Here is a 13,243-nt window from a genome sequence, read left to right on the forward strand (position 1 = left end):
TCAAAACTCTACTTCCTCGAAATCTTTACCGCCCTCTTGGTGACGCTCTACCTTTTTAATGGTTGGTACCACTGACTGCTCATTACTTGCATTAATCTTTGAGCATAATTCTGCAATGGTAGGTGATTCAAATAATAACTTTATCTCCAGTTCGACTTGTAACTCTTTTCTAATGTGACTAATAACCCGAGTTGCTATCAATGAATTCCCCCCAAGTTCAAAAAAGTTGTCGTTGATTCCAACTTGTTTTGCATTTAAGGCGCCTTTCCAAATATCGCAAAGTAGCTCTTCTTGCTGATTTCGAGGCTTGACATATATGCTAGATTCATTATTGATCGGAAGATGTATCTCTAAATCATTACTATTGATGCTACCGTCTTCATGATAATTAAAATGGTCAACCTTCATAATATGAGTTGGAATGGGAACCAGCTCTGATTGATTTTTAGCTACAGCATAAATACGATTATTTAAGTTTTTATTACCACTTTCTCGTTCATTTTGATTTAGTTTTAAGTAACAGGCGTAATGGATTCTATTTTGACTTTGAATCGCTTTAATGAAAACGTCATCCGTTAACTGACTTTGTTTGAGCAATTGTTCTAATTTGTCAAAAGAATAAACCCTAGCCTTCTCACTCGAACTAATTATCTCAATTAAGCGATTGGGTAATACTCTAGCTAAAAAGCCACTGTTATATAATCTTTGACCAGACGACTGTGCAAACTGATTGGGGATAAAACACTCAGCGGTTAGACTAGCATTCTTTGCGTAACCTAATGATATATCTGAAAACGAAATAAATAAGTTTCCTATACCACCTTCCGGTACAGCACTTAAGTCTGCATTTAAAATGTAACACGGTAAATTAGTATGATTTTTGACGACCAATACATCTTTGTGTTGTTTGCCATCCAATAGAAATTGCTCAGCCTGTATATCTTTAATAACTGATAAATGACTCGCAAAAAGACAACGGTTAATGAATGATTTAAATAAATCGCCACTATTGATACTGGTATTACCGATAGAGTTAACATTATTTACTACGGAGCTAGTAGACTCTGAAAAATCAATTACTTCATTGCGAGCTAGCATTACTAAATAATCAAATATTTGTACACTCGCTTGCGATTCTTTCGATAAGTCCTGAATACCTGGAAGCCTCTCATTAAATGACAATAGAGAATTCACGGATTCAATTAAAACGCTATGTGATATATCATAGTCATCACGACGACTACCAGACTCACTAGTTTGGTTGATTATCAACGCTCTAGTACTTGGTTTGATGAAATCTTTATTCAAGTTTGCGGACGAATATTTAGATGATATCTCGAATTCTATAAAATTAAAATCTTGAGAGAAGTATCTCGCCAGTCGACTAGGCAGATCTCTATTTGATTCTTGTAAACCGAATAAAAGAGTTTTTACGTTATACTTTTCTATTAAGTGATAAATTTTTAATCTAGGTAGTTCTTCTGGTAAATAAATAACACTTGCGCCAGTCTTTAATACTGCTAGAAGACTAATCAAAAACTCATTTGATGGTTTTATAAACAACGCAACAACTTGGCTTCCATCGACATTTTTCTCTTTTAATTTTCTTGCTAGCTGATTTGCCCGGCCGTTTAACGACTCTAAAGTCATACCGCCGTTGTTATCTTGTGCGACTAACTGTTCTGGATTGCTCTGTGCTTGTTTTTCGATGAGCTCCATTAAGTTGTTAGCCTTTGTACCAGGCGAATTATTACAATCAGATTTTAAGTATCGAATACCATTATGATCACTTAGATTTATTCGATTTACATAGGTTTCCGGTAAATGCAAATCACTAACTGGCTTATTGACATCTTCAATAGCACCCTTTAATAGCCCAACATATCTAAGTAGCATTTTTTCAATAGTTGACTCCTCATACAACGACTTATTGTAATTTATTGTACAAAGAGTACCTTTTAGATCCTCAGATATCACTAAGCCGATGTCAGTATTTGAGTAAACAATATTAGAGAGTAAACTATTGTAGTCATTGGACTGAGTTTTAAGCGTTTCAGCTTTTGCGTTACTTGTATTTCTGAGACGTACTTGAGTCTCAACCGCGAAAGAAACTTGATGCAACGGTGCATAACTTAATCCACAAATAGGGTTGATTAACTCAAGTAACTTTGACAGTGGCAAATCTTGATGATTTTTGCTTGCCAATACAGATTGAGCGGTACTATTTAAAAACTGTTCAAATGTATCTTCTGAATCGACATTTACTAAAATCAATTGGTTATTAAAGTAATCACTCTCAGTGCCATTAGTCTGCTTGGTGTTATATGTTCCCAACAGTATTTTCTGAGAATTTGTATAACGACTCAATAACAAAGAAAAACTCGCTAATAAAAGCACACTATAATCGACACCCTGACGCCTGCTGAGCGACTGTAACCTCACAGACAACTTTCGCCCGATTTGAACTGAAAACTTGGCTTCTTGAAAGCACTGAATATCTTTACGTGCATAGTCAGTTGGCAATAATAAACTTGGAATACCACTGGTAAATTGTTCTTGCCAGTACTTTTGAGACTGGAGATCTACCACACTATTCTTATGAGTTGTTAACTGGTTTTCTTCAAGTAAAGTCAAATAATTCTTGGTACCTGGAAAAGACTTGTTGAAAGTAGGTTTATCCAATATACCTTGTAACAAACAATCGGCAATGCTATTCAATAAATTTTGATAACTATTTGCAAAATTAAAGATTGACTCTTGTTCAAATAGACTTGTATTGTAGCCCCAACTTACCGACAAACCATCTTGTTGTTCATGCACGTTGATTTCTAAATCAAACTTTATATTGGATACTTCCTTTATATTTCCAGCTTTATCAATATTTGATGCAAAATCGTTAGATTCTTGAAAATTCAAATAGCCTTTCTGAGTATTTTGCACTGCGAACAAAATTTGTACTAAAGGGTTAAAGCTTAAACTGCGCTTTGGTTGTAACTCGTCGACTAGCATTTCAAAAGGAATATACTGGTGTCCATATGCATCCAAAATAGTCTCTTTATTTTGTTTTAACAAATCGCAAATTGACGTATCTGATGATATTTTTGTTCTAATCACTAAAGTATTTATAAAAAAACCTATAAGGGATTCTAGGTCAGAATGATTCCTACCAGCAATCGGCGTTCCAATAACGATATCAGACTGATTGCTAAAACGACTTACTAAAACTGCCAATGCGGTTTGTAACACCATAAATAAGGTTACTTCATGCTTTTCGCAAACCCGTTGAATTTTTTGGCTGAGCGTTCTATTGATAAATTGACGATATATTCTACCTGAATAGGTTTGTTGGTTTGGTCTCCGATAATCAAGCGGTAATCCATGTGTAACGGGCAACAATTTTAATTGATTACGCCAATAGTTTAAGCCTTTTCGTAGCAATTCACCTTCAAGCCATTGCTTTTGCCACATTGCAAAATCAGCATACTGTATTTTTAATGGCTTTAATGGGTTCGGTTCGTCACTTGCAAACGCGGCGTACAATTGACTAATTTCATTACGAAAAACTCCTACTGACCAGCCATCTGATGCGATATGATGCATGGTATATAAAATTAGATGCGACTCGTCCGCAATCTTGACAACTTTCACCCTAATCATTATGTCTTTAGATAGATCGAAAGGCGTGTTAGTCTCTTCATCAATAATATCTGAAAGTTTTTGGCTTAATTGTTGACTGCTAGTTAATGATATATCGATAAAGCTAAACGGTAGATCAAATTTATCTTGAATGACTTGCTTCGGTGTATGTTCATATTCGACAAAGCAAGTTCTTAATACCTGATGTCGTTCAAGGACACATTTAAAAGCTTTCTTTAATGCTTTTAAGTTAAACTCTCCTTTAACTAGATACCGCGCAGGCATATTGTATTGAACACTGTTTTGATTAAATTGATCTATCACCCAGAGCCTTTGTTGCGCATAGGACAAAGGTAATGGGTTACTCTTATCCACAACATCTATGTCGGGTAAAACAATCTCTGTTGACTGAGCCTCAATTAGTTTAGAGAAATCTCCGATCGTTGGGGACTCAAAAAGTGCTCTTAAAGGTATTTCTGTTCTGAAAGCTTCCCTTACAAGACTAATCAAGCGAGTCGCTAGAAGTGAGTGGCCGCCTAATGCGAAGAAGTTATCCGTTATACCGACTTGCTTTAAGTCGAGCAACTCGGCCCATATCTTACAAAGCTTTTCTTGAATATTATTAGTTGGAGGCTGATAGACACTTTTTTCTCTATCACTATCTTCGGGTGTTGGTAGCGATTTTTTATCGATTTTACCGCTTACCGTTAAAGGCATCTCTTCGAGACAGATAAACACAGACGGAACCATATACTCAGGTAGTTTTGAGTTAAGTGATTTGCGCACCTTCGTTGCTATTTCGGTAGCAATCGCTGGTAATTGAGGGCAATTAACTAATGTAAGCTTGTTATAATCCGCGTGAGCCCTTAACTCGGGTAATTCTGACTGACTAAAAATAATATCGAGTTTATCCAAACTTTCTTGAGACCATGTTATTTCGCAACGGTATCCTTGGTTTTCAGCGAAATTCAAGGCTTTCTCTAATTCTATGATCTGATTAACACTCTCCGAGCTTAATAGTCCTTTATTTTGTTGAGGGATAATGACTCTATCTTTACTCCACCCTTTAATTTGACTGGATAGCTCAACATCCTCTAAAACACGATAGTTAGGAACAGCAAAGACTCCAAAAGTATCATCTTTTGCTAGCTCTAACTCTCTTCTGAGCTCAGTAATACCATTGAATTCAATCCATTTAAATTCATCAACATTGTCGTGTTCCACTGGTCTATTCGACCATTTTTCAGACTTAGTTATCACGACATCATAGCGATACCTCAACATTTCGTTATCGCCTACACCGCGCTTGACTAATATATCAACCTTATCGATAGATTGAATAGACTCTTTAAGATTAGCGAAGTAGCTTGGGCTAATTAATAGTTCGGGTTCTTTTATTTTTCTTCGCTGTATTCTAGAAGAAAAAGTCCCTGCTGAAATGCTCTGATTAATTCGACTCCTTTCTATCGCACATAGATGTGATTCAAACAAATCGAGATTTCTGACATCACCAATAAATATTTTTCCTCCAGGCTCGACACAGTTGATAGCATTTAGAAGCACTTCATCTAAGTATTTTTGGTTCGGAAAATATTGCGAGACTGAGTTAATAACAATTGTATCTATTGCAGTATTATCTAGATGATCAAAATGAAGCGCGTCTCCTAGCTCAAGAGCCACATTATTCCAGTTTCTTTTTGTTAATTCGTTTTTAATTCCATCAAGCGCCACTTTAGAAATGTCAGTAGCATAAACTTGGTTGCAAGACTCGGCATAACGGTACAAAAACAGCCCCTGCCCACAACCTATTTCAAATAGATTCTTAGGGGATAGCTTTAAGATCCTAGAAAGTGTTTCTTCAACCCACTGCTCCATCTGTTGTTGTTGAATTGGTTGGCCGGTATAACTACTATTCCAGCCAAAGAAGTTAAGATTTACATCTTCGATATGATTTGTATCGTCTCCGTATTTATCATCATTAACAGAAGTCCATTGCTCAACATGCTGCTTGTTATACTCTAAAGCAGCATCATCTAGATATCTTTGCGTCGGGACTAAATACGCAATAAGTGAGCTCTCTTCTTCACTAGCATTCGCTATGACTACCGAATCTCTAACAAGATCCATAGATTCAATCACCGTTTGAATTTCGGTCAACTCAATTCTGTAGCCCCTGATTTTTATTTGATCATCAACTCTGCCAACAAACTCCAATCCATAGTTTTCAACCCAGCGAACAAGGTCTCCGGTTTTATATAATCTGATACTATCGCGGTGGTTAATTTTGTATTCGATAAATTTACTCTTGGTCAACTGAGGCTGATTTAAGTACTCTCTAGCTAAGCCCTTACCACCTATATATAATTCACCGACAACTCCAAAAGGCGCCAAATTTTTATTCTTATCAAATACATAGAAGCTGACATTATCTAGCGGAAATCCGATTGGAATACTTTGACCACTAGAAAAGCTTTGTATATCATTTATTTCGAAAATGCAGCTACCTACGGTACCTTCGGTAGGACCATATTCGTTGATAAACTTTGCATTCGGTAGTAACTCAAACCAAGGCAATAGATTATTCCTGGTTAAGGTTTCTCCAGCTACAACTATAACGTGTTTAGATAATGGGTTTCGAACAATGGATGCTTGATTGACTAACGCTTTTAAATGCGTTGGTGTTATTTTAAACAAATAAGCTTCTTCATCATCTACAAGATATTCAGCAAGATTAGCAATTAATTGGTCATCATCAGGTAAGAGTTCTACCGACCTTCCATCGATTAAAGGTAAGTAAAGTGATTGAATAGTTGCATCAAACGTCAAGGAGGAGCTTACTATAGAGCCTACTACGTCATTAATGAGAAACTTATCTTTTACGCTTAATAAGAAATTGCTTAAACTTGCATGGTTTATCATTACACCTTTAGGTTGACCAGTTGTACCTGAAGTGTAGATCACATAAGCTAAACTATTTGATGTTATTTGCGTAGAATCACGAGAAGGGTTTTTATCATCAAACTCACTTTTTAACTCTTCAAGCAGCTTTTGCTCAAGAACTATTACACTTCTATCGCCATAAGCTTTTATATCAGAATACTGAGGCTCGGTGATAACCAATCTAGCACCACTATCATTTAATATATACTTCATCCTATCAGTCGGCAAATTCGGCTCTAACGGAACATAACCAGCTCCAGCTTTTAAAACTCCCATTAGTGCTATCATTGACTCAACGGAACGTTTAATATTGATAGCAACTATACTATCTCTACCTATTCCTCGAAATATTAAGTAACTCGCTAATCGGTTAGATAATTGGTTAAATTCTCTGTAAGACAAGGTACTATCTTCAAAAATGATCGCCTGATTGTTTGGCGTTCTCTCTACCTGCGCTTCAAACATTTCATGAAAACAAGTGTCTAAACAATGATCTTTTTGTGTATCATTGATGCTATTTTCCAGTAAATCTAACTCTTCATTAGTCAGTAAATTAAGTTGGCAAATAGGCAACTTCTTCTCTTCACTATCCATGAGCGAAGATATAATTGACTCTAGCAAAACACGAAAGCTATTAGCCATTCGCTTAATGCTAGATTCCTTGAATAAATAATTTCTATACGACCATCTAATACTCAAATCATCGCTGTTTTCTGTCACATGCAGAGCTAAGTCGAAACGAATACGCACATCGCGTTCATTAAACAAACTAGCTTTTTCGCTATCATTAATATTAGCAAGGTCTTCTTGCTTTTCTGTTTCTGTATTTTGAACAACAAATAATATCTGAAACAACGAGTTATAACTGAGATCCCTTTCTGGTCTAATTTCTTCAACCAGCATTTCAAACGGTACATGCTGATGTTCAAAGGCGTCAAATATTGTCGTTTTATTTTTAGTAAGTAATTCAGCAAAATCTAGATCATCATTAACTTCGGTTCGAACAACGATAGAGTTTACGAAAAAACCGATAAGAGAATCTAAGTCAGAGTGAGTGCGCCCAGCAATCGGCGAACCGATGACTACATCCTTCTGATTACTGTATCGGCTAACTAACACGGCAAAGGCGGTTTCTAGTAGAATAAATAGCGAAACGCCATGCTGCTCACATAAGTTATAAATATTTTTAGTTAATTCTTTATTAATAATTTGCGTAAAAGCTCTACCCTCGTATTTTTGAGTTGACGGCCGAGGTTTATCAAGTGGCAAATCATGAACCGCAGGAATTCCCGCAAGCTGCTCCTTCCAATAATCAATTTGTTTTTTGAGTAATTCGCCAGATAGCCACTGGCGTTGCCAAACCGCATAATCAGCATACTGAACTCTTAGTGGAGCAAGTTGAGACTGCGCATCAAGCACGCCGCTTTCGTAAAGGCTATTGAGTTCATCTTTAAATATTTTAATCGACCAGCCATCACCTGCGATATGGTGAATAGTATAGTGTATCAAGTGTTTACTGTCTTCGAGTTTGATTACACACAACCTAACCATTAAATCGTTCTTGAGATCAAAAGGTTTTTCTGCCTCTTGTTTTAACCTTTCTGAAACAATAGAACGCTTGCTCTCGTTTCTCTCTCCACTAAGATCTATAAACTTAAGTGGCAATTCAAATTGTGTCGCTATGACTTGATAAACATCATCTTTATCTTCAATGTATTGTGTTCTTAATATTTCGTGTCGCCAGATAAGTGTTTCTAACGCGGCGCTAAATGCCTGCCTGTTCAAATTACCACTATACAAGTAATAACCGGGCATATTATATTCTGTACTGCCCTCACCGAGCTTGTCTATAAACCATAATCGTTGCTGCGCATAAGATAAGGGCAGTTTATTGTCTCTATTCACCTTCTCGACTGGAGGAAGAACCTCTTTATTAGTGGTGCTTTTTACGATTTCGGATAGTTCTTTGACTGTAGGATACTCAAACAATGTCCGTATCGGCATTTCAATATTAAACTCACGTCTAATTGCGCTCACAAGCCTTGTTGCTAAAAGCGAATGTCCTCCAAGCTTGAAGAAATTATCATTTGTGCCTACTTTATTCACTTTGAGCGTATTCTGCCATAAGTCACAAAGCTTGGATTCTATTTCACTATCGGGCGCTTGGTATGTAGAAGCATCACTTAAACTATCAAGAGGACTTGGTAGCGATTTTTTATCTAATTTGCCATTTACAGTCAACGGTATACTTTCGATAGCGATTACAGCTGACGGCAACATGTACTTAGGCAAATAGGCTTGAGCAGTTTTTAATATGTGATCGGTCAGCTCTCTTGTAGAACTATTCTCCAATTGTTCTCGATATTTAGTTTTCAATACAACATATACAATTATACGACGGTCGTTCTCACTACTTTCATGAACAATCGCTACTGAGGAACTAACTGCATTGTGATTACAAATAACCTTTTCTATTTCTCCCAGTTCTATCCTAAAACCGCGAATCTTGATCTGATGATCCTTACGTCCTAAATATTGAACGTTACCATCTGATAGAAAACGCCCTAAGTCACCCGTTTTATATAATCTTTCCTTTTCTTTAAAAGGATTAGGGACGAAATGTGCTTTGTTTAACTGTTCACTATTAATATAGCCGCGGGCAACCCCTGAACCACCAACATATATTTCGCCTTGAAGCCCTTTTGGTAATAGATTCATTTGTTCGCTCAGAATATACAATTCTAAGTGAGGTAACTTTTTACCAATCGTGCTATAAGTCAAACCTGCGGCTTCTTCTTTCTTTATCGGGTGGAAGGTTACATGGACAGTTGTTTCAGTAATTCCATACATGTTAACTAACCTGGGAGAGTCTTCTGGATGCCGTTCAAACCAACTTTTTAGTATCGAAAAGTCTAACGCTTCACCACCGAAGATTATATTTTTAAGTGATAGCGACTTTTGTAATTTATTATCGACACTAATGACCTCTTTAAACATGGAGGGTGTTTGATTTAAGATCGTAACTTTTTCTTGTAAAAGAAGCTCATAAAAATCCTCCGGAGATTGTGCTGTTTGTTGAGGAATAATTATCAATTTTGCTGAATTAGTTAAACAACCCCAAAGCTCCCATACGGAAAAATCAAATGCAAACGAGTGAAATAAAGTCCAAATGTCAGATTGTTTTAAGTCAAAGACTCCCTGGCACGAGCTTAGTAAATTCGTAATATTCGCATGTTCTATTAGAACACCTTTTGGATTACCAGTGGAACCTGAAGTATATATGACGTATGCCAAGCTGCTTAATATATCCTTAGACTTCAACTTAACATTGTCTTGTGATTGGCCTTCAAACAATAAATCATTTCCTAATTTATCTTCCCCCCCTTCTATGCAGAGATAATTTATATTGACATTGATAGTATCCAGATAATCATCAAGTTGTTTGAAAAACGACTTTTCAGTTAATATGTTATCAATACGAGAATCGTTAACAATAAATTGAGTCCTATTTTTCGGAATTGCGGGATCGATAGGAACATAAGCAGCACCAGCCTTAACGATAGCGAGTATACCGATAACCATTTCTATCGAACGATTAACATATAATCCAACTTTATCATCTTGGCAAATACCTGATGCGACAAGGTAATGCGCTATTTTATTGGCGCGAACGTTGAGTTCACGGTAAGTAAGACATTGTGTGCCTAAAACGAGCGCAACGCTATCAGGGTTTTTAACTACGTTTTCCTCGAATTTTTGGTAGACCGTTTTCTGGACACTTTTTTCTGGGTCAGCTTTATTCCAATCTCTTAATTGCTGTTGCCTATCTTGCTCGTCTAGTAAATCCATAGACAAAATATTAATATGACTATTGGTCAAAACCTGTTTTATCAGATTTTGGAAATGTCTAAAGGTCTGACTAACTGTTTCACTTTTATAAAAATCTTTATTGTATACAACTGAGATAGCGTAATTATCATTTTGTTTTTTTATTAGTACATTAAGGTCATATTTACCAAATCCAAGGTTAGTATCTATATGTTCGAAATTAGTTAACTCGTTTATCGACTCTACTTCACTGTCTACTTCATATTGAAATAAAACGTCGAACAGCACAGTTCGACTCATATCTACTTCTAATTGCAACTTTTGCGTTAATAAATCGAACGGAATATCAGAATAACGGACAGATTCATTGAAGGTTTGATGAACTTTTTTAACAATAGAGTGGAAATCATCGTCGTTATTGAATACATCCCGAATCGGAACATAGTTCTGAAACATTCCTAGCGCTGAACTATCGTTAATTCTTTGCCTTTTATCGATGACGGCTCCAACAACAACTTCATTATGTTGGGTATATTTGAACAATAAGGCTTTGAAGGCTGCGAGAAAGAATACTTCTTCAGTGATATTAAGTTCTTTGCTCAGGTGTTTGACGGCTTCGCAACAACTCGAATCAAATTCAGAGTGATACCTCCCCTCAATGTATTCATGTACGTGTTTACGTGGATAGTCTTGAGGTAACTCTAGCGCTTTAACATTACTCCCTAATTTAGATCTCCAGTATGCTATGTGAGGTAAATATACCTTTGGATCCTTAGACCAACTAGATTCTCGACAAGTTAAATTATCGATTAATCTGTTAGCTTTGAGCGCAGTTTTACTTTTTCCGTTTAGTTTGTCTATGTAGCATTCGCGGATTAACTTTGACAGTAGCTTTATACTAGGCCGATCTACTAGCATATGGTGTATAGTCATTAAAAATATATTTTTATCAGCTCCATATCGTATTAGTTGAAGACTAACCAACCGCGAGCTTGTAAAATCAAAGCATTGTTTAGATTTGTTAATCGCATACTCTATCGCTTGATATTTAGTCATATCTTGAGTAATAACGCTCTCATGATACAGCTTTAGACTGTCTTTTTCCGCATCACTAATAAATAATCCAGAATCCTTTTCACTGTATACTCTTTGAGTTAGAGCAAAACTATCTAATACTTCATTTACACTTCTTTCAAGGATATTAGCGTTGCAATCACCCTCAATATGCAGCAATAGCGGTATATTATGATAAGAAGGTCCCCCCTCATATACGACTCCCCGCTCAAAGCTTTCTATAAACCAAAGTCTTTGTTGATGGAAAGAAAGCCCAAGGTCTTCAGTAACATCTGCAGCAACACTTTCGGCGTTTAAAATCAATGCTTGGTCAGGTTTGTCAAAATTTAGATCAGACAATACTTTTAACGGATTAGACAAAACTTCATCTAGTATATTGACGAATTGAGTCGATAGTAGCTCGATCGTTTCTGGTTTAAAGATCACATCTGAATATTTGAATGTTAGATTTATACCTGAATTATTATAGTTAACATACAAATCTATATCGGTTCTTAATACTGTATTGTCTAAATCATCGTTACTTATCAATATTCCCGGAGCGGGTTCATTTTCGCTAGACTTTGTATTCTGTCGCTTAGCGTGATCATTAGGAAAGACCAGCATAAATTGATAAATAGGATTGTAGGCTAAATCTCTTTCTGGACATAACTCTTCGACTAACATTTCGAAAGGCACGTCCTGGTTTTCAAATGCTTCCAAAACAGTGCTTTTCGACTTTTTTAATAAATCCAAAAAACTGTCCGTTTGATTAACCTCTGTTTTTAGCACCAGAGAGTTAACAAACATACCGATAAGCTCTTCTAAATCCTTATGCACACGCCCAGATATAGGCGTCCCCATTAAAATACTTTTATTTTGACTATAGTGGCCTAATACTAATGCATATACAGCGTGTACTAGCATAAACAACGTAACGTCATGCTGTTGACAAAATTTGTAAACTAATTTATTTAAGTCCCCACTAATATTTTTAGTCAGTTTCCTACCAGTAAAACTCTGTTTTTCTGGTCTTGGATAATCTAAAGGTATGGAGTGAGTTTTCGGTATCCTTTGTAAATTCCCCTTCCAATAATCCAATTGTGTCTTGATTTCATTGTCATTAAGTAAAGATTTTTGCCAAATAGCATAATCAGCATATTGTAGTTTTAGAGGCAACTTAGATATCGAGTCATTCTGTTTATAACAATAATAAAACTCCATCAGTTCTTTTTCGAATATACTTCTTGACCAACCATCGCTTGCAATGTGATGCATGGTGTATGTAATCAAGCTTCGTTCATCTGGTAAGCTAATAACGGTGATCTTAATCATTAGATCGTTGCTAAGATCAAACTTTAACTTAGCTCTACTTTCAATGAACTGAAATAGCTCTAACTTTATTTGACTTGGCGTTGATTGAGAAAAGTCTAGATAATCGATGACCGGGTCGGTAATTGTGTTGATAACCTGGCAAGCTCCACCATTATTATCGACAATAGTTGTCCTTAGAACTTCGTGCCTATCTAGCAACATTGAAAATGCTTTAGCTAGTGAACTCATACAAATACTTTCATTAGCGAGAATCTTGCCGGTAACGTTGTAATGTGAACTTCCTTCACCAAGCTGGTCAATAAACCAAAGTCTTTGTTGAGCATAGGATAGTGGGATATCTCCAGATTTGGTTCGCACTGGAATTGGCATTGCCGAAGTTTTACCATGAGTTTCAATGAATTGACATAATTCAACTAATTTACTGTTTTCGAATATCGCTCGTAACGGAATT

Annotated in this window: 1 protein-coding gene (cut by a window edge); it reads right to left on the bottom strand. The window is 36.2% G+C overall.

The genetic code is table 11. The annotated features are described in order from the left end of the window. A protein-coding gene (locus tag FLL45_RS05375; RefSeq protein WP_142940948.1) for a non-ribosomal peptide synthetase crosses the window boundary here: on the bottom strand, positions 1–13,243 show its 3' portion. It continues 3,407 nt past the right edge of the window; only the last 13,243 of its 16,650 coding nucleotides appear in the window; the start codon falls outside the window, past its right edge — the gene reads right to left on this strand; its stop codon occupies positions 1–3.

It is taken from the genome of Aliikangiella marina, from assembly GCF_007004765.1.
Lineage (GTDB): Bacteria > Pseudomonadota > Gammaproteobacteria > Enterobacterales > Kangiellaceae > Aliikangiella > Aliikangiella marina.